General features: G+C 67.0%; 22 protein-coding genes and 1 tRNA gene. 18 read left to right on the top strand and 5 right to left on the bottom strand.

Translation table 11 applies throughout. The annotated features are described in order from the left end of the window. Window positions 1-43 precede the first annotated feature (43 nt). The 4 genes from ABZS58_RS09320 (at window position 44) to ABZS58_RS09305 (ending at window position 2910) form a co-directional block, all read left to right on the top strand. Complete coding sequence (locus tag ABZS58_RS09320; protein WP_354779348.1) at window positions 44-931, top strand: MEDS domain-containing protein; 888 nt, start codon at window positions 44-46, stop codon at window positions 929-931. Beyond that, window positions 928-1851: a sensor histidine kinase gene (locus tag ABZS58_RS09315; protein WP_354779346.1), complete on the top strand. Its 924-nt coding sequence runs from the start codon at window positions 928-930 to the stop codon at window positions 1849-1851. Before ABZS58_RS09320 ends, ABZS58_RS09315 begins: the two co-directional genes overlap by 4 nt. 226 nt (window positions 1852-2077) lie before the next feature. Beyond that, a complete protein-coding gene (locus tag ABZS58_RS09310; RefSeq protein ID WP_354779344.1) occupies window positions 2078-2593 on the top strand; it encodes an NUDIX hydrolase in 516 nt (171 codons plus the stop codon). A 143-nt stretch (window positions 2594-2736) separates the two neighbouring features. Next, window positions 2737-2910 carry a hypothetical protein gene (locus ABZS58_RS09305; RefSeq protein WP_354779342.1) on the top strand — a complete coding sequence of 58 codons (174 nt, stop codon included), beginning with the start codon at window positions 2737-2739 and terminating at the stop codon, window positions 2908-2910. Between the two features lie 120 nt (window positions 2911-3030). On the opposite strand, the gene ABZS58_RS09300 is transcribed toward ABZS58_RS09305, so the two are convergent. Beyond that, the gene (locus ABZS58_RS09300) at window positions 3031-5061 is read right to left on the bottom strand and encodes a hypothetical protein (protein ID WP_354779340.1); all 2031 of its coding nucleotides are present in this window, start codon (window positions 5059-5061) and stop codon (window positions 3031-3033) included. Between the two features lie 298 nt (window positions 5062-5359). On the opposite strand from ABZS58_RS09300, the gene ABZS58_RS09295 reads away from it, so the two are divergent. From ABZS58_RS09295 to amcA, 5 genes are all read left to right on the top strand, one after another. Further along, entirely contained in the window at window positions 5360-5713 is a 354-nt protein-coding gene (locus tag ABZS58_RS09295) for a sterol carrier family protein (protein WP_354779338.1), read from the top strand. Between the two features lie 184 nt (window positions 5714-5897). Continuing rightward, entirely contained in the window at window positions 5898-7457 is a 1560-nt protein-coding gene (purF, locus tag ABZS58_RS09290) for an amidophosphoribosyltransferase (protein ID WP_354779336.1), read from the top strand. Between the two features lie 57 nt (window positions 7458-7514). Further along, entirely contained in the window at window positions 7515-8669 is a 1155-nt protein-coding gene (gene purM / locus ABZS58_RS09285) for a phosphoribosylformylglycinamidine cyclo-ligase (protein WP_354779334.1), read from the top strand. A 143-nt stretch (window positions 8670-8812) separates the two neighbouring features. Then, window positions 8813-9904 carry a cyclophane-forming radical SAM peptide maturase AmcB gene (amcB, locus tag ABZS58_RS09280; RefSeq protein WP_354779701.1) on the top strand — a complete coding sequence of 364 codons (1092 nt, stop codon included), beginning with the start codon at window positions 8813-8815 and terminating at the stop codon, window positions 9902-9904. Then, entirely contained in the window at window positions 9888-10085 is a 198-nt protein-coding gene (amcA, locus tag ABZS58_RS09275; RefSeq protein WP_327007511.1) for a multiple cyclophane-containing RiPP AmcA, read from the top strand. The genes amcB and amcA overlap by 17 nt, the downstream gene beginning before the upstream one ends. A 295-nt stretch (window positions 10086-10380) precedes the next feature. Here amcA and ABZS58_RS09270 read toward each other — a convergent pair whose 3' ends face one another. Beyond that, window positions 10381-10611, bottom strand: a complete 231-nt coding sequence (locus ABZS58_RS09270; protein WP_203849284.1) for a DUF3073 domain-containing protein — start codon at window positions 10609-10611, stop codon at window positions 10381-10383. Window positions 10612-10808: 197 nt separating this feature from the next. Continuing rightward, window positions 10809-11867 (bottom strand): Glu/Leu/Phe/Val dehydrogenase dimerization domain-containing protein, encoded by a 1059-nt coding sequence (locus tag ABZS58_RS09265; RefSeq protein ID WP_354779332.1) that lies wholly within the window; start codon window positions 11865-11867, stop codon window positions 10809-10811. A 99-nt stretch (window positions 11868-11966) separates the two neighbouring features. On the opposite strand from ABZS58_RS09265, the gene ABZS58_RS09260 reads away from it, so the two are divergent. After that, on the top strand, window positions 11967-12806 hold the full coding sequence (locus tag ABZS58_RS09260) for a hypothetical protein (RefSeq protein WP_354779330.1): 840 nt from the start codon (window positions 11967-11969) through the stop codon (window positions 12804-12806). A gap of 490 nt (window positions 12807-13296) precedes the next feature. After that, a complete protein-coding gene (locus ABZS58_RS09255; protein ID WP_033365012.1) occupies window positions 13297-13506 on the top strand; it encodes a BldC family transcriptional regulator in 210 nt (69 codons plus the stop codon). A 121-nt stretch (window positions 13507-13627) separates the two neighbouring features. Here the strand turns inward: ABZS58_RS09255 and ABZS58_RS09250 are convergent, their stop codons facing one another. Continuing rightward, window positions 13628-14008 (bottom strand): PPOX class F420-dependent oxidoreductase, encoded by a 381-nt coding sequence (locus ABZS58_RS09250; RefSeq protein WP_354779328.1) that lies wholly within the window; start codon window positions 14006-14008, stop codon window positions 13628-13630. Between the two features lie 102 nt (window positions 14009-14110). Here ABZS58_RS09250 and ABZS58_RS09245 point away from each other — a divergent pair, with 102 nt between their 5' ends. Then, the gene (locus ABZS58_RS09245; protein ID WP_354779326.1) at window positions 14111-14809 is read left to right on the top strand and encodes a glycosyltransferase family 2 protein; all 699 of its coding nucleotides are present in this window, start codon (window positions 14111-14113) and stop codon (window positions 14807-14809) included. Window positions 14810-14814: 5 nt separating this feature from the next. Next, a complete protein-coding gene (soxR, locus tag ABZS58_RS09240; protein ID WP_354779324.1) occupies window positions 14815-15258 on the top strand; it encodes a redox-sensitive transcriptional activator SoxR in 444 nt (147 codons plus the stop codon). Here the strand turns inward: soxR and ABZS58_RS09235 are convergent. After that, on the bottom strand, window positions 15239-16189 hold the full coding sequence (locus ABZS58_RS09235) for an NAD(P)H-quinone oxidoreductase (protein ID WP_354779322.1): 951 nt from the start codon (window positions 16187-16189) through the stop codon (window positions 15239-15241). The genes soxR and ABZS58_RS09235 overlap by 20 nt on opposite strands. Window positions 16190-17018: 829 nt before the next feature. Between ABZS58_RS09235 and ABZS58_RS09230 the strand changes: the two genes are divergently transcribed. The 5 genes from ABZS58_RS09230 (at window position 17019) to ABZS58_RS09210 (ending at window position 21897) form a co-directional block, all read left to right on the top strand. Next, window positions 17019-17106 (top strand) — tRNA-Ser (locus ABZS58_RS09230). Between the two features lie 650 nt (window positions 17107-17756). Beyond that, complete coding sequence (locus ABZS58_RS09225) at window positions 17757-18215, top strand: hypothetical protein (RefSeq protein ID WP_354779320.1); 459 nt, start codon at window positions 17757-17759, stop codon at window positions 18213-18215. A gap of 434 nt (window positions 18216-18649) precedes the next feature. Then, window positions 18650-19162: a DUF6879 family protein gene (locus ABZS58_RS09220; RefSeq protein WP_354779318.1), complete on the top strand. Its 513-nt coding sequence runs from the start codon at window positions 18650-18652 to the stop codon at window positions 19160-19162. Between the two features lie 13 nt (window positions 19163-19175). Further along, complete coding sequence (locus tag ABZS58_RS09215; protein WP_354779316.1) at window positions 19176-19766, top strand: GNAT family protein; 591 nt, start codon at window positions 19176-19178, stop codon at window positions 19764-19766. Next, window positions 19756-21897 carry an NB-ARC domain-containing protein gene (locus tag ABZS58_RS09210; RefSeq protein WP_354779314.1) on the top strand — a complete coding sequence of 714 codons (2142 nt, stop codon included), beginning with the start codon at window positions 19756-19758 and terminating at the stop codon, window positions 21895-21897. The genes ABZS58_RS09215 and ABZS58_RS09210 overlap by 11 nt, the downstream gene beginning before the upstream one ends. Window positions 21898-22529: the final 632 nt, after the last annotated feature.

Genomic DNA, 22529 nt, shown 5'->3' with positions numbered 1-22529 from the left:
CCTAGGGGTCTGCGAAACATCATTTCCGCGGCGTCTGGGTAAGTTGAGGGACATCGACGACAGCGTCTCCACCAAGCACACCGGGCACGTCGGCCTGGGCGATCACCTGTGCCTGCCGTTCGCGAGCGATCTCGAGCAGCGCGAGGTGGTGTCCGCCTACATCGCCGACGGCCTCGTCCGCGGTGAGCGGGTCCTCTACTTCTCCGACCGGACCGCACCCGGCGCCATCGACGCGTGGCTCGACCCGCGCGGTGTCGACGGCGCCCTCGCGGTCGCCCGCGGTCAGCTGGAGATCCGCCCGACGGCCGACGACCACTTCGACCCCGGCGTCGTCGTCGGCGGCATCAGGGACGCGGTCCGCGACGCCCGCGCCGCCGGCTTCCAGGGCCTGCGCCTCACCGGCGAGATGAGCTGGGCGCTGCGCACCCTGCCCGACACGGTCCGGCTGCACGAATACGAGTCGGAGGTCGCGTCCACCGTCACCGGCTCCGGCGATCTCGCGGCGATCTGCCAGTACGACGAGCGCCTCTTCGACAAGGCCGACTTCTCCGGCCTGGTGGCCCTGCACCCGGCCGTGGTGCGGATCGACCCGCTGCACGACGACCGCCGCCTGCGCATCGTGCCCAGCTTCTCGCCCCGCGGCCTGCGCATCGCGGGCACCGTCGACGAGTCGACCGCCGGGCCCTTCGGCGAGGCGCTCACCCACACCGCCGGTTGGCCCGAGCCGATCGTCGTGATCGACCTCGCCGAGCTGCGCTTCATCGACGTCGCCGGCATCCGCACCCTGGTCCGCGCCGCTGAGGCGCTCCCGCCGGACCGCGCGCTGCACGTCCGCCACCTGGCCTCGACCCCGCACAACGTGCTGCGGATCGCCGGCTGGGACCCCACGCCGGGCCTGATCATCGGGGACGCGGGGGTGCCGGCGACATGACCCTGATCCACCAGGCGTTGCTGTTCGACTCGCCTGAGCAGTTCCTCGCGGCGGCCGTGCCGTTCATCATCGAGGGCGTGCACCGCGGCGACACCGTCCTCGCCGTCACCTCCACCGGCAACACCCACCTCCTGCGCGAGCGGCTCAACGGGGCCGCGGACCAGGTCACCTTCCTCGAGCCGGCCGGCTGGTTCGACTCCCCCGGACGCACCCTCGACGCGCACCACCGCCGCATCGACGCCCTCGCCGGCGACAGCGCCTTCCTGCGGGTCATCGGCGAGCCCGTCTGGGCCGGCCGCGACGACCTCGAGACGTCCGAGTGGGGCCGGTACGAGTCGATCGTCAACGTCGCGCTCGCCGACTCCCGAGCGTGGGTCATGTGCGGCTACGACAGCAGCACCCTCGCCGGCGCCATCCTCGAGGACGCCCGGCGCACCCACCCCCGGCTCGCCGTCGGCACCGCCAGCGAGCTCAGCGCCGACTTCACCGATCCCGCGTCGTACTACGCGTCCCGGAACACGCCGCTCGCGCCGTACCCGACCGGCGGCGTCGAGTGGATCCCCATCCATCCCGACCTCGCGCCGGTGCGGCAGTTCGTCGCCGATCATGCCCTGCGGCTCGGCGTCGCCGAGGTCCGGATCGACGACTTCGTCCTCGCCGTCAACGAGATCGCCACCAACGTCCTGCGCCACGGCGGGGGCAGCGGCGAGGCCCGCATGTGGGCGACCGACCGCCGGGTCATCTGCGAGATCACCGACACCGGCACCGCCACCGGCAACTTCCTGGGATTCCTGCGCTCCGACCCGCACTCCGAGCGCGGGCACGGCCTGTGGATCGCCCGGCAGATCTGCGACCTGCTGGAGATGCGCACCGGGCCGGCCGGCACCACGGTCCGCCTGCACATGCGCCGGTCCGGCTAGCCTTGTCTTTCGGGTCGTCCGGCTTCATGGGGCTTCATGGGGGCGGTGCCCCGCGCGGGCACCACCCCCAGTCCCGCGAACTACCCCCAGCGCACGGGACCCGTTGCGACGAGGACCGGTCCGATCGGCCACCACCTCCCCCCTCGGTTGACGCCCAGTTACCTTTGCATTACGCAAGATGCGTTCACCATCAGCAGACCGGCGTACCCCATTGGATGGACACTGGATGGATACCGTGACCACGTCGTTCTTCGCCGAGGAAGGCCCGCCCGAGGCCGAGTTCAACCCCGGCATCGCCCGGCGGATGGCTCACAAGACGGTCGCCGCGGGCGCCCTGATCAGGGACTCCTCGGACCGGATCCTCTTCGTGGTGCCCAACTACAAGCCCTATCTCGACCTGCCCGGCGGCATCGTCGAGACCGGCGAGCCCCCGTCCGCCGGCTGCCGGCGGGAAGTCCTCGAGGAGCTCGGCCTCGACCGGCCCGTCGGCCGCCTCCTGGTCGTCGACTGGACGCCCGGCCGCGGCCCCTGGAGCGACCAGGTGCAGTTCGTCTTCGACGGCGGCGTCCTCGACCCCGCCGAGGTGGTGCGCCCCGCCGCCGACGAGCTCACCGGCTTCCGGTGGCTGCCGCTGGAGGCCGCCACGATCCGCGCGTCCCTGCGCCGCCGGTTGTCGTTGGCATTGACGGCACTCGCCACCGGCGAGCCCATCCACGCCGAGATGGGCCACCGCTACCAGTAGCGGTACTCAACGCACCGGCCTTACCTACTCGCCTCCTTCCGGGGGAAGCTGACCAGTGCGGGAGGAGAGCCGTTCGCATGCTGACGATCGCGTGGCCGGACGCGCACACTCTGTTGCGTGACATGGTTCATTGAGGAAGCAGCATGATCGGCCACACGCCCCGCCACCGGGAGCCCGGCCCGGCCGCCAAGATGCTGCGCAAGGTGCGCTGGCTCCGGGTGATGCACCCGCGCCCGTCGACGAGCCTGGACGTCAGCATGGATCCCGCGTGCGTCTCCCGGTCCTCGGCGGTCGCGCTCCGCACCCACACCACATAGGGCACTGACCGCGGAGGGCGGCTCCGCCTTCCCGGTCAGCCGCACTCCACTTCCACCGGCCGCTGACATGAAAAACGGCGCCCACTGGGGGGCGCCGTTCTCCTCGTGCATCGGGGCAGGTCAGTCGTCCAGCCAGTCCAGGGACCGGCGGTTGTTGCCGGCCGCGCCACCGCGGGGGGCACCCTGGGGGTCGCCGTAGCCGCCGCGCTGCTCGTAGTTGTTGTTGCCGGCCGCGCCGCCGCGGGCACCCTGCTGGGGGTCGCCGTAACCGCCGCGCTGCTCGTAGTTGTCGTTGCCGCCGTCATACCCGCTGCCTGCGCGCGGGGGCTCGGGGACGCGCTCGTAGCCGTCGCGCTCGTATCCGGCGGCCGGCTCGTAGCCGCCGCGGCCGGCGTACGGGCCGTCGTAGTCGCCCTGGGCGTTGTAGCCGTTGCCGGCGCTCGGGCCGTAACCACCCTGACCGCCCTGACCGCCCGCGCTCGCGCCGCCGCCGCCGCCGCCGCCCGGACCGTAGCCGTCGTCGCCCGCCCCGTAGCCACCCTGACCGCCGCCCTGGGCGTAGCCGCCCTGACCGCCTGCGCCGTAGCCGCCCTGGTCGGCGCCGTAGCCGTTCGCGCCGTTGCCGTTGTATCCGCCACCGGAGCCGCCGCCGTAGCCGTTCTGACCGGACTCGGCGCCGTAGCCGTTGGCACCGCCGCCTCCGCCGGAGCCGTAGCCCGCGCCGCCGCCCTGGCCGCCCGCGTAGCCGTTGCCGGCGCTCGGCTCCCAGCGCTGGGTGGAGTCGGCGTAACCGCCGCCGCCACCGCCACCGGCGCCACCGCCGCCGCCCGGGCCGTAGCCGGCCTGGTCGTTGTAGCCGCCGCCGTTCGCGCCGTACTCGGGGCTGTAGGGGTCGACCGCCGGGCGGGACGACGGGCCGTAGCCCGCGCCGGCCGAGGGGGCACCCTGCTGCGCGAAGCCGGCCTGGTCGCTGTAGCCCGCCTGGTCGTTGTAGCCGCCGCCGTTCGCGGCGCCGTAGCCCGCACCCGCGGCACCCGCGCCGTAGCCCGAGCCGGCCCGCGGCAGCGGTGCGCCGTAGGGGTCCGGCGGAACGTCGTAGTCGGTGACGCGGCCGGGCCGCACGATCGCGGTGGCGTCGTTGGCGGCGCCCCGGTTGATCATCGTGGGCGCGCCGCCCATCGCGCCGACCATCGTCGGGTCGGCCTGGGCCTGCCGGTAGCCGGGGCGTGCGCCGCCACCGCCGCCGCGCCGCGGGCCCGGCTCCTCGTCGAGGTCCTCTTCGTCGTCGTCACCGCGACGGCGCAGGAGCAGCACGATCGCGACGATGCCGAAGACGACCAGGAGCGCGCCGAGCGCGATCAGGATGTACGAGGAGAGGCCGCTGCCACCGTCGCTGGAGGTGCTGGACGTGTTGCCCGCGTTGGGCGCCGCCGACTGCGACTCCTCACCGGCCGGCGCGGAGTCCTCGGCGCTCGGCGGCATGATCGGCGACGCGGTCGAGCCGACCGGCACGATGGCGATCCGCTGCCCGGTGGCCGACTTGCCGGCCTGCACGGTGACGCTCTTCGAGCCGGCGTCGTACCCGTTCATCGTGACCGCGAGCGAGATGTTGCCGGGAGCGATCGGGTTCGACTCGGTGCCGAGGAAGCGGTACACACCGGCGTCGTTGGTGGTCGTGGTGCGGCTCTTGCCGGCGCCGTCCTCCATGGAGACGGAGGCGCCCTTGAGGGCCTTGCCGGTCGTCGAGTCGTTGACCGTGCCCGAGACCTCGTTGACGGTGTTGGCCGCGGGCTGCGTCGCCGCGGGGCCCTTGGCGTTGATGGTGACCTTGCCGCTGCCCGTCAGGCCCGGCGCCGTCACGCTCGCCTCGGCCTGCTGGGTCGTGCCGGCCGGGATCGTGCCGGGGCTCTTCGCCTGCACCTGGAACGTGACGGTCTTGTTGCCATTGGCGGGGACCGTGACGTTCGCGCACTCGGCCGACGCTCCGCCGGAGTCGCAGCCGCTGTCCGAGGTGATCCCCTTGACGGTCAGGTTGGCGTTGTTGACGCTGACACGCACGGTGACCGTTTCAGCCGGTCCCGCGTCGCTGCTCAGGGCGACGGAGATGTTCTTGGTCTCGCCGGGGTTGATGTCGAACGAGCCCGAAGTCACGTTCGAAGTGACCGCTGCGAAGGCAGGCGTCGCCGCCGTGCCGACCAGCGCGCCCGTCACCAGTACGGCCGCCGCCCCTGCGCGGAGCAGCAAGGCTCGTCGGTGGGTAGTCACGTCCACACCCCTCCGGATCTTGACTTCACCCGAGCGTCTCTGCCGAGCATGTCTGTCGATGGTCCAACATGCGAGCGGGGCTCGCTTTGCATGGTGCGCCGCAGCAAACTATGCCTTGTCCACAGGGGTCGGCGAAAGGCGCAGGGTGTTGCGACCGGCCCACACCCGGTCGTATTGTCCGGGCATGTCCACTCCGCACCGATATTCCGAAACGGTGCAAACCGTCCTTGATGCGATGGATGCCGGAGTCGTGCCGGACAGATTCGCGCTGCGTGACGCGGTGCGGGAACTCCTGGCTGACCTGCGGTCCCGTGTTCCCGGCCGTTCGGTGGAGGTGCGGGTTCCTCCATACGGTGCGATTCAATGTGTCGAGGGTCCGCGCCATACGAGAGGTACGCCACCCAACGTCGTGGAGACCGACCCCGCCACCTGGCTCGAGATCGCCACGGGTCGGAAATCATGGCATGAAGCAGTCACCAGCGGGAAGATCCGCGCGAGCGGAGTTCGCGCGGATTTATCCGCCTATCTGCCCTTGTAACTGCGCAATTCGTGCGTAACACTGGTTACGAACAGCGTGCGAACTGTGGCTGTGCGTCATGTCAAATTCCTCGCGTACACTTTGGGACGCGAAGGCGACCGAATTTCCGGCGCCTATCAGGTCGGATTCCCCTCGACCCACACCGCCGACGACCCTCAGCAACTGCGACGACAGGAGCGGCAACGTGCCCCGAGGCGATGGCCGGTTGAGCCACGAGCTCGACCCCCAGCGTCCAGGTCCACAGGACAAATGCGGTGTGTTCGGCGTATGGGCGCCGGGCGAAGAGGTCGCGAAGATGACCTACTACGGGCTGTATGCACTGCAGCACCGTGGTCAGGAAGCGGCCGGCATCGCGGTGTCCGACGGTTCAGGCGTAGTGGTGTACAAGGACCTCGGCCTGGTGTCGCAGGTGTTCGACGAGCCGACCCTGGCGAGCCTTCACGGCCACATCGCCATCGGCCACGCGCGCTACTCCACCACCGGCGGGTCCAACTGGGAGAACGCGCAGCCCACGCTGCGTTCGACCGCCCCCGGCGAGGACCGGGGCGGCACGACGATCGCCCTGGCGCACAACGGCAACCTGGTCAACACCGCCGAGCTGGCCCGCCGCGTCGCCGAGCTCGGCGACCGCGACCAGATGAACTCCACCAACGACACCGCACTGGTGACGGCGCTGCTCGCGGCCCGCCCCGACCTGTCGGTCGAGGCCGCCGCCATGGACGTGCTGCCGACCCTGCGGGGCGCGTTCTGCTTCGTCTTCATGGACGAGGACACCCTGTATGCGGCGCGCGACGTCAACGGCGTCCGCCCGCTGGTCCTCGGCCGGCTCGAGCGCGGCTGGGTGGTGGCGAGCGAGACCGCCGCGCTCGACATCGTCGGCGCCAGCGTCGTGCGGGAGATCGAGCCCGGCGAGCTGATCGCGATCGACGAGCACGGCCTGCGCTCGACGCGTTTCGGCACCCCCGACCCCAAGGGCTGTCTGTTCGAGTATGTCTACCTGGCCCGCCCCGACACGACGATCGTCGGGCGCAACGTCCACGCCGCGCGCGTGGCGATCGGCCGCACGCTCGCCAAGGAGCACCCGGTCGAGGCCGACATGGTCATCCCGGTGCCCGAGTCCGGCACCCCCGCGGCGATCGGCTACGCGGCCGAGTCCGGCATCCCGTTCGGCCACGGCCTGGTCAAGAACGCCTACGTCGGGCGCACCTTCATCCAGCCGTCCCAGACGATCCGCCAGCTGGGCATCCGGCTCAAGCTCAACCCGCTGCGCGACAACGTGCGGGGCAAGCGTCTCGTCGTCGTCGACGACTCCATCGTGCGCGGAAACACCCAACGTGCGATCGTTCGTATGCTGCGAGAAGCTGGCGCAGTCGAAGTGCACGTCCGCATCTCGTCGCCGCCGGTCAAATGGCCCTGCTTCTACGGCATCGACTTCGCCACCCGGGCGGAGTTGCTCGCCAACGGGCTCGACCTCGAAGGGATCCGCCGGTCGATCGGCGCCGACTCGCTCGGCTACGTGTCGCTGCCCGGCCTGATCGCCGCGACCGAGCAGCCGGCCAACCGGCTGTGCAGCGCGTGCTTCGACGGTCAGTATCCGATTGAACTGCCGGCCGACAACGTGATCGGCAAGCACGTCCTGGAAGGTGTGGCGCGCGCCGCGGGGGCCGCTTCCACCACGACGGACGGCGGCGCGATCAGCGTCGCCGCCAGTCCGGGCGGCTCGGGCGCACTGCTGCGCCCGTGACCCGCCCACCCGTAGCACCATGCGGTGGTCGCCGCCAAGGCAATCAAAGGGGAGAAAGTGACGCACGTGGATGAGCGCGCCGACAAGGCCGGTGAGACCGGCCAGGGCAGCACCCCCGAGCGGCAGTTGTGGACCGCCGGTAACGGCAGGAGCCGCAGGCGCACCGTGACATATGCGGACGCGGGCGTGTCGATCCACGCCGGCGAGAAGGCCGTCGAGCTGCTCCGCACCAAGGTGCACCGCACGCACCGGCCCGAGGTCATGGGTGACATCGGCGGGTTCGCGGGGCTGTTCCGGCTCGACCTCAAGAAGTACAAGAGCCCGATCCTCGCCTCGTCGACCGACGGCGTCGGCACGAAGCTCGCCATCGCCCAGGCGATGGGCATCCACGACACGGTCGGCATCGACCTCGTCGCGATGGTCGTCGACGACCTGGTGGCCTGCGGCGCCGAGCCGCTGTTCCTGCTCGACTACATCGCCTGCGGCGAGGTCGTGCCGGACCGGGTCGCCGAGATCGGCGCGGGCATCGCGGACGGCTGCCGCTACGCGGGCTGCGCCCTGCTCGGCGGCGAGACGGCCGAGCACCCGGGCGTCATGCGCCCCGACGAGTACGACATCTCCGGCACGGGCGTCGGCGTCGTGGAAGAGGACAAGATCCTCGGCCGTGACCGGGTCGAGGTCGGCGACGTCGTCATCGCGCTGCGCTCCACCGGCCTGCACTCCAACGGCTACTCGCTGGTCCGGCACGTGCTGCTCGGCGCCGGCCGGATGCGGCTGGACAGCGTCATCGACGAGTTCGGCTCGCAGCGGACCCTCGGCGAGGAGCTGCTCACCCCGACCCGGATCTACGCCAAGGACTGCCTCGACCTCATCACCGAGAGCGAGGTCCACGCGTATGCCCACGTCACCGGCGGCGGCATCCCGGGCAACCTGGTCCGCGTCCTGCCGGAGAACGTGGACGCCGTCGTCGACCGCTCGACCTGGCGGCCGCAGCCCATCTTCGACCTCGTGCGCACCAAGGGGCGCATCGATGACATGGAGATGGAGAGCACCTTCAACATGGGCATCGGCATGCTGACCGTCGTCTCCGCCGAGGACGCCGACCGCACCCTGGCGTTCCTCGCCGGCCGCGGCCTGGACGCCTGGCAGGTCGGCGAGGTCATCGAGGGCACCGGCCAGGTGCAGATGGTCGGCTCGCACACGCGGGGCTGACCATCTGCTGTCGGAATAGGCGGGATCGGGGAAATCTCGCCTATTCCGGTCACCGGGGTCTTACCGCAACGGTGCAAGAGACCTAGGCTGAGGCGACACGTCCCTACACCCAAAAGGAGGACGGGGCGGTGTCGTGGAGCGGCATGCGGGGCATCTCGCAGATCCCAGGTTATGTCGTGATGCAGCCCACGACGTTGTGCAACCTTGATTGCACGTATTGCTACCTGCCGTTCCGGTCCCGCAACGACCGGATGAGCCCCTCGACCGCCAGTGCTGTGGCAGCGTCGGTCAACGGCTGGGCCGCCGGCAACGACCGCTTCTCCGTGGTCTGGCACGGCGGCGAGCCCCTGGCAGCGGGCCGAGCCGCCCTCCGGGAGCTGATGGCCCCCTTCGAGGGCGTCGAGCATCATGTGCAGACGAATGCCACGCTCATCGACGACGACTGGTGCGACTTCTTCACCGAGCACCGGATGCACATCAGTGTGAGCGTCGACGGGCCACCCGACCTGAATGATGAGCGGATCGACCGGGCGGGCTCCCCCGCGTACCAGCGGATCCACCGCGGCATCGAGACGCTGCGGCGCCACGAGATCCCCTTCTCGGCGCTGTGCGTCGTGACGGGTCCCGCGCCCGGCCTGGCCACGCGGCTCTACGACTACTTCCTCGGCCTCGGCTGTGACGTCCTCGGGATCAACATCGAGGAGCAGGAGGGCGTCAACGCGCGCGACAACGATTTCGGCGCCGGCGCGGTCCGCGCGTTCTGGGCCGAGCTCGTGGCGGCGTGGCGGCGCGACCCCCGCATCCACGTGCGGGAGATCGAGTGGACGCTGCGCTACGCGGGCGCGGTCCTGTCCGGCGGCGCCGACGGCATCCTGCCCGCCGCGCTCGACCCGATCCCGACGATCGCCGCCGACGGCCGGGTCTTCCTGCTCTCACCCGAGCTGGCGGGCTTCACCGACGCCCATTACGGCGACTTCTCGTCCGGCAGCGTCCTGGAGACGCCGCTGTCCGTCATCCTGGCCGACGCGGCGGGCTCGGCCGGATGGGTGCCGGAGTACCTGCGCGGTGTCGAGGCGTGCCGCTCGACCTGCCCGTACTTCGGCTTCTGCGGCGGCGCCCACGCGGCGAACCGCTACTTCGAGCACGGCAGGTTCGACGGTACGGAGACGAATCACTGCCGGAACAGCAAGATTTGCCTTCTGGAGGGAGTGCTGGACCATGCCGGAGCACGCTGACCCGGTCACCGAGCGCGTCCACGGAGCCGCTGACGGCCTTCGTGTGCTGCTCGACGAGGCCGCCGTGGCAAGGGCCGCCCGCTCAGAGGCGAGTGGTGAGGACGGCGCGAACGCCGTCTGCGCCTGGAACCACTTCGAGAACATCCCTACCTTCTACAACTGGAACAACCGTCCCCGTTGAGGGCTGCTGCCAGCAAGCGTCAGGTTTCGGGATCGGCCCCCTGTTTCGGGATCGGCCCCCTGTTTCGGGATCGGCCCCCTGTTTCGGGATCGGCCCCCTGTTTCGGGATCGGCCCCCTGTGGAGGTCAGGCCCTTTTGGAGGGTCGGTCCCCTTCGAGGGTCGGTCCCGGACCGTCCGGCTATGCCTGAACACCCGCGCGGCGAGCCGTCGAGAGAACGGCCACCGCGCGGGTGTCTCGGACATGACGCGGGCACGTGGGGTCGCCACGTGCCCGTCAGCCGGGTAGACCGATGATCAACGACTCCGTGAGCGCCAATCGCTGTCGCTGGAGGAGTCGTCGTAGTTACCGTCGTCCTCGTCGTCGGCCTCATCGTCGACTTGCTCGCCGGAACCGGCGTAGTCGTCGTAAGACTTCGGGCTGCCCGCGAGCTCGCGCTGCAACGCGTCGAGGTCGGTGTTTGGGGAGTGATACTTCAACTCCCTGGCCACCCTAGTCTGCTTGGCCTTCGCACGGCCGCGCCCCATGGCTCGACCCCCTCGCACAGAATTACGGGGCAGCCATTACCGGCAGGCCCCGACAACGTCAGGCATCTCTCGTGGCTCTTACGGTACATGTCGAGGGCACCTTTCGGCATCTCGCCCCTACCGACCAATTCGGTGGCGTTGCTTACCCGACCGGACCGGTCGGGTAAGCACCACCGTCGTACCGTGGTCGTCACGTCCTACAACAGGATCGTACGGAGCCTTCCGACATCGGCCATCCGCCGTTCGGCGAGTCGATCAGCCGCAACCGCCGGTGGGACCCGCTCGGCCTCTGCGAGCTGCAGAATCTCCCGCGTCGTGTGGAAGATCCGGGACGCCCGCTGCTGGGCCCGGGCGAAGTTGAAGCCCTCGATCTCGTCGGCCACCTGGATGACCCCGCCCGAGTTGACGACGTAGTCGGGTGCGTAGAGCACGTCGCGCTCGGCGAGCAGCTTCTCCACCCCCGGGTGAGCCAGCTGGTTGTTCGCCGAGCCGGCGACGATCTTGGCCTTCAGCACGGCCACGGTCTCGTCGCTGAGCGCACCGCCGAGCGCACACGGCGCGTACACGTCGAGATCGGCCATGACCAGAGCCTCGCTGCTGTCCACGAGGTCCACCTGGGGATAGGTGGCGCGGACCCACTCCACGGCGCGCTCGTCGACGTCGGTCGCGACGATCGACGCGCCGTCCTCGATCAGGTGCTCGGTGAGGTGCTTGCCGACCTTGCCGAGACCGGCGATGCCGACCCGCCGGCCGGCGAGCGTGGGGCTGCCCCAGCGGTGCTCAGCGGCGGCGCGCATGCCCTGGAAGACCCCGTAGGCGGTAAGGACCGACGAATCGCCCGCGCCGCCGTGCGACTCGGAGCGTCCCGTGACGAATTTGGTCTCCTTCGCCACGACGTCCATGTCCTGCACATATGTGCCCACGTCGCACGCGGTGAAGTAGCGGCCACCCAGCGACTGCACGAACCTGCCGTAGGCGCGCAGCAGCGCCTCGCTCTTGTCCTTTTCCGGGTCGCCCCAGATGACGGCCTTGCCGCCGCCGAGGTCCAGACCCGCGAGCGCGTTCTTGTACGCCATCCCGCGCGACAGCTCGAGCACGTCGTGCAGGGCGTCGTCCTCCGACGCGTACGGATAGAAACGGGTCCCGCCCAACGCCGGACCGAGCGCCGTCGAGTAGATGGCGATGATCGCGCGCAGGCCGGACGGCCGGTCGTGACAGAAGACGACCTGCTCGTGGCTGGTGGTGAAGACACCCATGGATGCTCCTGTGTCGGTGGGGGGCCCGATCCTCGTGAGACGGCGCCTGTATACCGACCCTAATACCGACAGACGACTGTTTCGTGCGACGATCGGGCCGTGCCGTCGCTCTTCGCGTCATACCTGCGGGTATACGAGCCGCTGGCCGCCTTCGACCGCGACCACCAGTTGTACTGGCGTCGCTACGTGAAGGAGGGCAGGGCTGTCGCGTTGTCCGACGGCCCCGGCCGGCAGCGGACCTCGGTCATCGAGGCGCTCGGCGCCGGCTGGACCCGGCTGCCCGACCTCCCCGACGAGGCCTATGTCCTGGAGGCCGACGACACTCTCCTCGTCTGCCCGTGGAACCTGCGCATCCGCGTCGCCGAGGCGGCTCTCACCGCGCGCGACGGCGTGCCGAGCGTGATCGCCGACGCCTTCGTCCCACCGGCCCTCGCCGGCCTCGCCCAGACGATCGTCGACGACTGGCGCAGCGGCGACAACGTCCTGGAGCGCGGCATGCCCCGCGTCCACGAGCAGGTCGCCACGTGGGGCGTGCCGTTGCGCTGGTTCGTCTTCGTCGACCTGGAGGAGCGGGAGCTGTCGCTGCGCCCCGGCCGCCGGGTCCTGCGCTACCGCACCGAGATCTCCAAGGCCCGCCGCCGCGCCCACCGCGCCTATGCCGTCCTGCGCCGCGCCATCGGCGACGCGCCCATCACGGTCGCGGTCGAGGAGACCGCACGCTGGCTGGAGGAGTTCCACTCCCGCTCGATCGTCGAGCTGGACTACGGCGGCCTGGTCAACCTCCTCCCCGACGAAACCCTCGTCGAGGACGACTCCCCCGGCCTGGTCTCGGCAGGCCTGTCCAGCGTGGCCCGCGGCGACGCCGACGAGGCCACCGAGGTCTACGAAAAGCTGGTCGAGCGCTGGCGCGCGGTCCAGCTCCTGGAGCGCTGCAACTAGCCAACCGTTTCCATGATCCGGAAGAGTTCTTGTCGCTCCAGCGGCAAGAAGTCTTCCGGATCACGGGGAACGCCTTGTTTGCGGCTGCCCGGAAACCACCCGGCGGACCACCCCGCGGCGGACCCTCGTCGGGCATTGGCTGGCGTGGATGTCCGAATTTCGGCGCCCCCGAACGGGTGTCACCCTTCGCAACCGAATCGCTCCGAAGGGGTGTCCGTTATGGGTTATTGGGAGGACTTTGTGGGCTACCGCTCACCCGGTCGGGTGAGCTAGATTCGTATCGGCTCACCCACAGAGCGTCACATCTGGCCCCGCTTTATCCCATTTCGTGTCATCAAAATGGGAAAATTCACTTATTCATCATCCGTCCATACAGGGACCTTCAGCCGTTCGGCCCATGTCGGACATCGGGGACTAGCCGGACCATAGGAAACGCGTCGGCCGGCGGGACCCCGTCCGACGTTCCTGGGTACCTGTGGAGGAGTGACCGATGCCATCTCGCACGCATGAGCCTGAGCCGTTGCTAACGCCGGCTGAGGTCGCGTCGATGTTCCGCGTCGACCCGAAAACCGTCACCCGATGGGCGAAGGCGGGCAAGCTGAGCGCTATCCGCACCCTCGGTGGGCACCGCCGCTATCGCGAATCCGAGGTGCGCGCCCTGCTCCAGGGACAGATCCCGCAGCAGCGCCAGGGCGACTGAGGCGCAACCCTACCTCGCACCCTCCTCCGGTGCCAAACACCACGCTTCCGCACATGACAACGCGCTCGGATCGTCACCCCCCGGTGATCCGAGCGCGTTGTTTTGTGCGGGGCCTGGCCGTTCAGACCAGCGTGATCCGCACCCCCACCGTGCCGTCCGCGCCCCGCCGGCGGACGCTCATCCAGACGAAGAGGCGGCCGCGCAGGCCGTACTTGCGCTTGATGAGCTCACGGGCGGTCTTCCCGCCCTCGGCGTCGAGGATCGTCGCGTGCCCCGGCACCGCGTCGCCGGTCGGCACGCCGCGGACCGTGCACGGCGCGACCGTCACCTTGCCGTCCCGGCGGATCCTCTTGACCTTGCCGGAGTCGCGGACGGTCCAGACCATCAGCGCCTCGCCCTCCGGCGCCACCCACACGGGCGTTGACACGGGGGTGCCGTCGCGGCGGAACGTCGTCACCGCGATGTACGCTTCGTCGCCCAACTGCTTCGCTGCGCTCGTCATAGGCGACACCGTACGAGGTCAGCGACCCCCAACGCGGAATCACACGCACGGGTGATGGGAAGCTAGTCTGATGGTCCCAGCCCGAACCCTTCGGAGATCGTGATGAAGCTGTCGATCCTGATGCCGGTCTACAACGAGGAAGTCCGCGTCGCCGACGCAGTCAAACAGGCGCTGGACGTGAACTACCCGACCGAGACCGAGCTGGTCATCGTCGACGACGGCAGCCGGGACCGCACCGCGGAGATCCTCAACGGGCTGCACGACGAGCGCGTCCGCGTCGTCCTGCACCCGAGGAACAAGGGCAAGGGCGCGGCGATCCGCACCGCGGTCGAGCACGCGACCGGTGACTACATGGTCATCCTCGACGCCGACCTCGAATACGACCCGCAGGACATCCCGAAGCTGCTCGAGCCGGTCCTCGACGGCCGCGCCACCGTGGTCTACGGCAATCGCACCTTCGGCAGCCACAGCAGCTTCTCCTTCTGGTACGTCATGGGCAACAAGGCCGTCACGACCGCCGCCAACATGCTGTACAACTGCTACCTCGGCGACCTCGAGACCTGCTTCAAACTCATGCCCGTCGAGCTCTACCGGTCACTGCAAATCAAGTCCGCCGGCTTCGGCATGGAGGCCGAGGTCACCGGCAAGCTCCTGCGCAACCGGCACCGCCCCTATGAGGTGCCGATCAGCTACCGCGCCCGCACCCGCGAAGAGGGCAAGAAGATCACCTGGAAAGACGGCGTCGAGGCGCTGTGGATCCTCTCCCGCGAACGCGTCCGTAAGCCGTCCCAAAAGCGCTGACCCGCATGGCTGAGCTCCTCACGATCGGCGAACTGTCGGCGCGCAGCGGGGTCGCCCCCTCCGCGCTGCGGTTCTACGAGAAGCTCGGCCTGATCGACTCCACCCGCACCGGCGGCAACCAGCGCCGCTACGAGCGCACCGTGCTGCGCCGGGTCTCGTTCATCAGGATCTCCGCGCAGGTCGGCATCCCCCTTGAGACGATCAAGGAGGCGCTCGCCTCACTGCCGGCCGGCCGCACTCCGACCCGCGCCGACTGGGCCCGCCTGTCCCGCAACTGGCGCGGCCACCTCGACGAGCAGATCGCCCTGCTCGAACGGCTCCGCGACACCCTGACCGGCTGCATCGGGTGCGGCTGCCTGTCGCTGCGCAGCTGCACCCTCGCCAACACCGCCGACAAGCTCGCCGCCCGCGGCCCCGGCCCGGTGATCCTCACGGCTTCGTCAGAATGATCTTCCCGAGGTGCTCGCTGGACTCCATCAGCCGGTGAGCGTCGGCAGCGTCCGGCAGCGGCACCCGGCTGTGCACGACCGGACCGATCAACCCCTCGTCGATGAGGGGCCAGACCTCCTCCCGTACACCTCGGACAATCGCCGCCTTCTGCGCCGCGGTCCTGGAGCGCAACGCCGTCGCGAACACGCTTCCCCGCTTCGCCAGCAGCGCCCCGAGGTCGAGCTCCGCTTTCCTGCCGCCCTGCATCCCGATCACAACCAGGCGGCCGCCCTCGTTGAGCGCCTTCACGTTGCCCTTGAGGTAGGCGCCGCCGATGATGTCGAGGATGACGTCGGCCTTCACGGTCTCGCTGAAGTCCTCGGCCGTGTAGTCGATCACCCGATCCGCGCCGAGTCTCGTCAGCGCCTCGTGCTTCGCCGCCCGCGCCGTCGTCACCACGTGCGCGCCGAGGGCCTTGCCCAGCTGCACCGCGAACGTGCCGATCCCGCTGCCGCCGCCGTGGACCAGCAGCGTCTCCCCCGGCTTGATCCCGGCCACCTCGACGACATTGGAGAAGACCGTCGCCGCCACCTCGGGCAGCGCGGCGGCGTCTTCGAGGCTGACGTTCTTCGGCACCGCCAGCAACTGCCCCACCGGAGCCACCGCCAGCTCGGCGTAGCCACCACCGGAGATCAGCGCGCACACCTCCTGGCCGACCTGCCAGTGGTGCGTCCTCGACTCGACGATCCGTCCGGACACCTCCATGCCCGGATACGGCGGCGCCCCCTCCGGCGGTGGATAGAGCCCCTGCCGCTGCAGAAGATCGGCCCGGTTGACGCCCGCCGCGTGCACCTCGATCAGCACCTCGTCGTGCCCGGGCACCGGATCGGGGACCTCCGTCCACCGCAGTACCTCAGGACCACCAGGCTGCTCGATCGTGATCGCGCGCATGCGTCCATCTTGCGCTACGGCGTGATCGCCGTTCGATCCTGCCTCTGCTCTGCCTGCCCCTCTGTCTGCCCCCACGGCCCCCACTGCCCCCACGGCCCGCGGTGCGGCCACCCTTGGCCCTGCTGCGCTGTGGGCTCCGTCGCCGGCGCTGTCGCCGGCGCTGTCGCCGGCGCTGTCGCCGGCGCTGTCGTCGGGTCCGGGGTCGGTTCCACCGTGGGCTCTGGCGTCTTTGCCGGCCCGGTCGTCGTCTGCGGCGTCGGTACCTGGGGCGCCTTCGCTTTCTCGACCCGCTTGACCTGTGCCTTGGCCGCCTGCTGCTGCGGTCTGGCCGGCGCCGCAAGCGACCTCGGCGGCGCACCCAGGTCAAGGACGGGCTGAGGCGCGGCCGGGACGCCGTACAAGTCGACCGGGTCCGGCACCGCCATGCCCACTGCTTTGTCCTGATGGGCTGCTGCCCGCGGCGCGGTGGTGCCCCCCTGCTGTGGCGGCTCCCACCCCGCCGCACCGATCACCACCCCCAGCGCCGCCACCCCGACCCCACCCGCGACCAACGCCATCAGTGGATGCCGGACGATCCGCCGGTGCCGGGTGACGTACGCGACCCGTGGATCGTTGAAGAAGAGATGCATACCGCTGGCCCCCGCCTGTCGTTTCCTGCTCTGAGTTTGCGCAGCTCCCGCTAATCAGATGCGACATTTGGGGCGGAGTGTCACGATGTCATCTGGTCGCGGTCGCCCAGTCCGCCACCGCCCCCGACACGTCCGGCGTCCCTCACACGGGTGACCAACACCGCCCCGGGGCGATCTGGCAGACTGTTCGACGTTCCACTGGAGGGCTCGCCTAGTGGCCGATGGCGCCGGTCTTGAAAACCGGTGAGGCGTTCCGCGTCTCCGTGGGTTCGAATCCCACGCCCTCCGCACAGCACCACCAAGAACGCCCGCTGAGCAGCGGAAACGATGCCCCGTGGCCGTTCTCATCTATCGGTCGGCAGTCTCGCTGGATCTCATCGAAACCTGCTGTGGCTCATGAGCTGTGCACGAGGCTCATCTTTATGAACATCGAGGCCAGGCCACCGGTCATCCGCTGGTCTGACTCCGACGGACTGGCGCCAGAGCCTTCCAGCAGAAATTCGGCCTAGCACACGGCATCCTCGCCATGCAGTAGGACTCTTTCGGGACTGATGCTGCCTGACCGCTACCCGTCCACAACGCGGGCTTTCGTCAGCCCAACGATCACACCTCATAGGGGATCACCAGTGCGGACGCGTACCCAGGGCCCGGCAGAGTCGTGGCAGCGTCCGGCTCGAGACGATTGGTGTAGGCACGCCCTTGCTGACGACAGCAGGGCGGGCATGACCGGTTCAGAAGACTATCGAGGTTCCCACGCCTGTTGATCGTTCCCGCAGTGAGTCATCGCCATCATCGCTGATCGCCTCACTGCCTGCCGCAACTGCCTGCCGCACCGGCCGGACTGTCTGGCTCTGCACGCCCGAGTTGACCGTCGGCCCGTCCACAGCCTTGGTCGCGGTACGCGATCCACGCGCTCGCCGTGGCATTCGCCACTGGCGGTGGTGGTCACCGCGACGGCCTGCGCGATGGTGGCCGAATTCCGTCCCCACACCGCGATCGCCGAATGGGTCACGGACCTCCCGCCGACACCGCGTCGATGCGAGCCGCTGTTGACGTTCCTAGACCCCAGTCTCCGGCTTCCCAATGTAAAACGGGCCTCTGAAGTCTCGGCCCTGGAAGAGCGCGCCATCGATCTTGGCATCGCCGGTCACAGTATTCGTTACATCGCCAGAGTGTCCATCGGCCTCTCTGACGTCGGACGCCCACCGATGGAGATCATTTCTGAAGTCAGCATCGACAGCGGCACGGTCGATGAACGCCTGGGCGATGAGGCGTATCTGCTCGTCGTCGCCTCGGTCAACTTGGATCGCCTCGAGAACGTTGCGCTCGTCCCCGCGATGAAACGCTCGACCTACCAGGCTCCGGAGAGCGATCCAAGCGTCCTTACCCGCTTCTGAAGCGCCGGCGGCCGATGCAGCCCCAAGGGCAGCTGACACCATAGCTATCGACAGAGGTTCCAACATCACTCCCTAGCGTCAGGCGACGATCCGCTCAGCTTGGACTTGTCCCCTTCGCGGAGCACAGCGATCGATTGGTCGGCAAATCACGGAGTTTCCGGCTGTTGATTCGATCAATACCTGAGAGTACCTTGCGACACAGGTCTAACTACGCCCGAGGGGGGACCCAATGAAGCTCAAGTTCCTTGGATCTAGTAGTAACGGCGGATCTTGTCCGACGTTGTACGAGACGGACACTGGCGACATCGTTGTCCAAGGTTACACGCTGACAGACGAAGAAGCACTGTCACAGCTCCGTGACGTCCTTCCAGGCGAGTCGTTCGTTGTGGTTCCGCGCTCGCTCATGGCAACCTTCGAAAACAACAAGGGCTAATGTGACTGAGCTAATCAATGACCCGGACGCGTTCCCGCGAATCTTCGCCAGCGTTCAGTCGTCGGCTTTTAAACTTGAGGTCAGAAGAGGTTACGGAGTCGCTTCGGAAGACGATGCCTTTCAAGCATTCCTGAAGGGTGATGATCCAGGTGTCGAATGGCACCAACCGTGGCTCGACCTCATGCGAGAAACGACTGGCAAGGGTATTTGCGTGGAACGCATCCGAGTCGTTGATGAGCCGCCGAGCGACTTTCTTCGGTTCGAAATATCGATGACGCCTTACAATGTCGAGGCCGGGGAAGACGTAAGGTACTTGAGTCGATCGGTAGCACAGGACATCGGCCTACCTTCAGTCGACTACTGGTTGTTCGACTCAAATCGGCTATACATCCTGCATTTTGCTGATGATGATCAGTTCCTTGGACTCGAAGAAATCACAGACGAAGCAGTCACGGCCACCTTTATTGAATATCGAGACCGGGCTTGGAAACACACAGCTCCTTTCCAGCAGTAGGTACAGGCAAACTGTGAGGTTCGCCCAGACGGCGTGGGTGGGCAGCGCGATAAGGTTGCGAGCAATCGAACCCAAAGATGCCCAGTATTACGCGAAGTTCAATGAGGATTCGATTGCATCACGCAACGTTTTCCGAATCGTTCCACCCATGTCCGATTCGGACTACGAAAATGAAGTCTGCAACCTAAGCAGGCGAGTAAGAGACGAAGAAGTCTTCGCGTTGGCCATTGAGCGTCTTTCGACGCCGGGTATGGTTGGTGCAATATCGGTGAAAAGCGCTGATGCGAGGTCCGGAAGCTTCGAACATGGGCTAGCAATCGAACCCAGCTACCAGCGGTCAGGCTACGGCAGCCAAGCGTCCGTGCTCCTTCTGCGATATATGTTCGGCGAAAGGCGCTACCACAAGAGTTCTGTTTCAATATACGGACACAACGAGCCGTCTCTTGCGATGCATCGCAAGCTCGGATATTCCATCGAAGGACGCCTCCGCGAACATGAGTTCTTCGGCGGAAGATATTGTGACGTGGTTCTAATGGGAATGCTGGCCAGTGAGTTCTTCGACAATTATTCAGCTATAGTCTTAAGTGCCCAAAATGACGGGTGACGAACGTCAAGCACTCGATGCTCGTATCGGTAATGAATTCTCAGGAGACGCTAGCACAGTAATTCAGACTGGGTTCCTTCAAGGCGATATAAATGTTAACGTCCCGATCCGCGAGGACTTGCCAACGCCACGCCAACTTCCACCAGCTACGGGGCATTTTGTCAACAGGGAAGTCGATCTCCGCCGGCTTGACGAGTTCCTCAAGAAACGTATGCAGGGGTCGGGCCCTGCGGCCGCTGTAATATCTGCAGTGTCCGGAGCGGCCGGCATCGGAAAAACGGCATTGGCGCTTCATTGGGCCCACCGCGTGCGTCATCAATTTCCGGATGGCGACTTGTTCGTAAATCTGCGTGGGTATGATGCGCTTGCTCCTGCACTGCCGAGCCAGGTGCTAGAGGACTTCCTGCGGGCGATGAACGTTCCCTCCACCAAAATGCCGCAGGACCTGGATTCGTTGTCTGCACTTTATCGCTCTTTGCTTGCACATCGAAGTCTCCTCATCGTATTAGACAACGCATCGACGCCCGAACAGGTCCGGCCATTATTGCCCGGCTCAGCTTTGTCTATGGTGGTAGTCACGAGCCGTAGCCGACTAACAGGGCTAGCTGTGCGAGAGGGGGCCGAACGGGTGGCTCTCAACACCCTTACACCTGAAGACTCTCTGGCCCTTCTGAAGGCGATTATCGGTAATGCCCGCGTCGAGGACGAAGTGGGAGCGGCAGAGGAGCTGGCGCAGTTCTGCTCGTTTCTACCTCTGGCGCTTCGGATCGTTTCGGACCGAGCCCTTCAACGGCCGGACGAATCTCTTCGAAGCTTGGTGGAAGAGCTCGCCACAGAAGAGCGGCTTCTAGATGCGTTCGTTGCGGACGACGACTTAAGCGAGGTACGGACGGTTCTGTCGTGGTCCTATAAATCTCTTCAATCGGATCTGGCTCTGAGTTTCAGAACTATAGGTCTGCATCCAGGACAGGAATTCGGCCCTCCGGCCATCGCGGCACTCCTGGACATTACCGAGCCCCGCGCCCGTCGGGTCCTCGACGTTCTCAACGGCATCCATATGGTAGAGCGAGTTGGCTCTGGGCGATACCGACTTCACGATCTTTTGCGGGCCTACGCTATTGAGCGTGGCGAGGCAGATTCCTCGACAGTTGAGCGAAACGAGGCAGTGCACCGTGTTTTGACCTGGTACCTCGCTAGAGCCCACAGTTCTCACCGGAGGATACTGCCCCAAGGACGGACAATTCAGATCGGATCTCTGGGCGAGAGATATCAAGGTGGCGGCTTTGTCGATATCGGTGAAGCATTAGACTGGTGTGATTTGGAGCGCCCAAATGTGCTCGAAAGCGTCTCCGTTGCAGAGAGATACGGCGAACTTGAATTAGCCTGGAAAATAGCGCTTTCATTCATGGGCTACCTTGAACGCCGATCTTACTGGTCGGATTGGATTTCTAGCCATGAAACGGCAATTCGCGCAGCGCATGCTTTAGGAGATCTGGCCACAGAGGCGTTCGCTCTAATGCTGCAAGGAGACGCGTTCTGGGATCGGCGCGAATATTCTGAGGCATTAGTACGCTACATGCGGTCGATTGACGTAAGTAGGCGGGCGCCCGACCGATGGGTCGAAGGCTTCGCCCTGCGCGGATGTGGATTGACACATCAGGAGCTAAAGAATTTCGGCAAAGCTATTGAGTTTTCAAAGGAAGCGCTTTCGACCTTCCGGGAGATTGGCGAAGTCCGAGGCGAGGGAATGGCGCTGCTTAGTTTGGGCGTCGCGCGACGAGGGTTGATGCAGCTTGATGGCGCAATTCGAGACCTCGACTCGGCAATAAGAATTTTTCTGACGCTAGAGAATATGTGGAGTGTTGCTTTAGCCAGATACCATGCCGCTATTACCTTTGCCCAGAAGGTGGAGCATCCTAGAGCGTTGGAAGAATTCTTCCAGGCCCTAGACAATTTTCGCGCCGCAGGTGACAGGAGGCATGAAGCCTGGGTTTTGCGTGAGATGGCCTTCAGCCTGACTGCCATGGGTTCTCTGGATGCTGCGAAGCGAGCACGGATGCATGCGCTTCAAATCCTAGCCGACCTCGGCGATCCCGACGCAGATGATCTTCGCAGATTGCTGCAGGAGTGATAAACGTCAGATTAATTGAATTTACAATTTTGCTACCCTTCCGCAAAACCCATTGATTGGCAAATATGGCTTCGTTCTGGACGGTTCGCAGGAGGCGTTCGTCCGACGGCGCGACTGAAGCATGTCATTGGGTCAGTTGAGCCGCAGCGACACGGCAGCATGCCGAAGGTGGTAGGCACCTTTGCCAATGGCGAACGCTGCTGCGATTCGGTCAGGACCATTGTGCGTGGTCGCGTTCTGCGGAGGACGATTCGGCAACGGTGGGCAGCCGGTCGTCTGAGCGCGGGGCTGGGTCGGGGCCGACGGCGTTCTGGCGGGCGGTCCTGATCGCGTTCGCGGCGCGGTGGAGGGTGGCGAACCCGTCCTCGTCGTGTTGAGGAGCAGGGCGGCGGGGCGGTGTTGGGTTCGGCGAGTCTGGTGGAGATGGCAGCGAGTTTCCTCCGTGCCAGTCCGGACCGGTCTGGGTCGCCACGCGGTGGGTTCGGCGGTGAAGGACCGGGTCCAGGGGCGGTGGCGATCGCTGCGGCGGTGGCCTGTGGGGCGTGCCATTCGCCGTTGGCGTCGAGAGTGTTCTCGTACAGAGGGTGTTGCAGCGGCGGTACACGATGACGGCGTCGACCGTGCGGTCAGCG

The sequence above is a fragment of the Dactylosporangium sp. NPDC005555 genome (assembly GCF_040605635.1).
Lineage (GTDB): Bacteria > Actinomycetota > Actinomycetes > Mycobacteriales > Micromonosporaceae > Dactylosporangium.
The sequence above is the reverse complement of the archived record's forward strand: the minus strand, read 5'-3'. Positions and strand labels throughout refer to the sequence as shown.

Bases quoted from the DNA above. Each gene is read 5' to 3' on its own strand.
- ABZS58_RS09250 (WP_354779328.1), bottom strand. From the start codon at position 14,008: ATGACGAGCGCAGCGAAGCAGTTGGGCGACGAAGCGTACATCGCGGTG.
- ABZS58_RS09295 (WP_354779338.1), top strand. From the start codon at position 5,360: ATGTCCACTCCGCACCGATATTCCGAAACGGTGCAAACCGTCCTTGAT.
- ABZS58_RS09265 (WP_354779332.1), bottom strand. From the start codon at position 11,867: ATGGGTGTCTTCACCACCAGCCACGAGCAGGTCGTCTTCTGTCACGAC.
- ABZS58_RS09305 (WP_354779342.1), top strand. From the start codon at position 2,737: ATGATCGGCCACACGCCCCGCCACCGGGAGCCCGGCCCGGCCGCCAAG.
- amcA (WP_327007511.1), top strand. From the start codon at position 9,888: ATGCCGGAGCACGCTGACCCGGTCACCGAGCGCGTCCACGGAGCCGCT.
- ABZS58_RS09245 (WP_354779326.1), top strand. From the start codon at position 14,111: ATGAAGCTGTCGATCCTGATGCCGGTCTACAACGAGGAAGTCCGCGTC.
- ABZS58_RS09210 (WP_354779314.1), top strand. From the start codon at position 19,756: ATGACGGGTGACGAACGTCAAGCACTCGATGCTCGTATCGGTAATGAA.
- amcB (WP_354779701.1), top strand. From the start codon at position 8,813: ATGCGGGGCATCTCGCAGATCCCAGGTTATGTCGTGATGCAGCCCACG.
- ABZS58_RS09235 (WP_354779322.1), bottom strand. From the start codon at position 16,189: ATGCGCGCGATCACGATCGAGCAGCCTGGTGGTCCTGAGGTACTGCGG.
- ABZS58_RS09270 (WP_203849284.1), bottom strand. From the start codon at position 10,611: ATGGGGCGCGGCCGTGCGAAGGCCAAGCAGACTAGGGTGGCCAGGGAG.
- soxR (WP_354779324.1), top strand. From the start codon at position 14,815: ATGGCTGAGCTCCTCACGATCGGCGAACTGTCGGCGCGCAGCGGGGTC.
- ABZS58_RS09315 (WP_354779346.1), top strand. From the start codon at position 928: ATGACCCTGATCCACCAGGCGTTGCTGTTCGACTCGCCTGAGCAGTTC.
- ABZS58_RS09310 (WP_354779344.1), top strand. From the start codon at position 2,078: ATGGATACCGTGACCACGTCGTTCTTCGCCGAGGAAGGCCCGCCCGAG.
- ABZS58_RS09255 (WP_033365012.1), top strand. From the start codon at position 13,297: ATGCCATCTCGCACGCATGAGCCTGAGCCGTTGCTAACGCCGGCTGAG.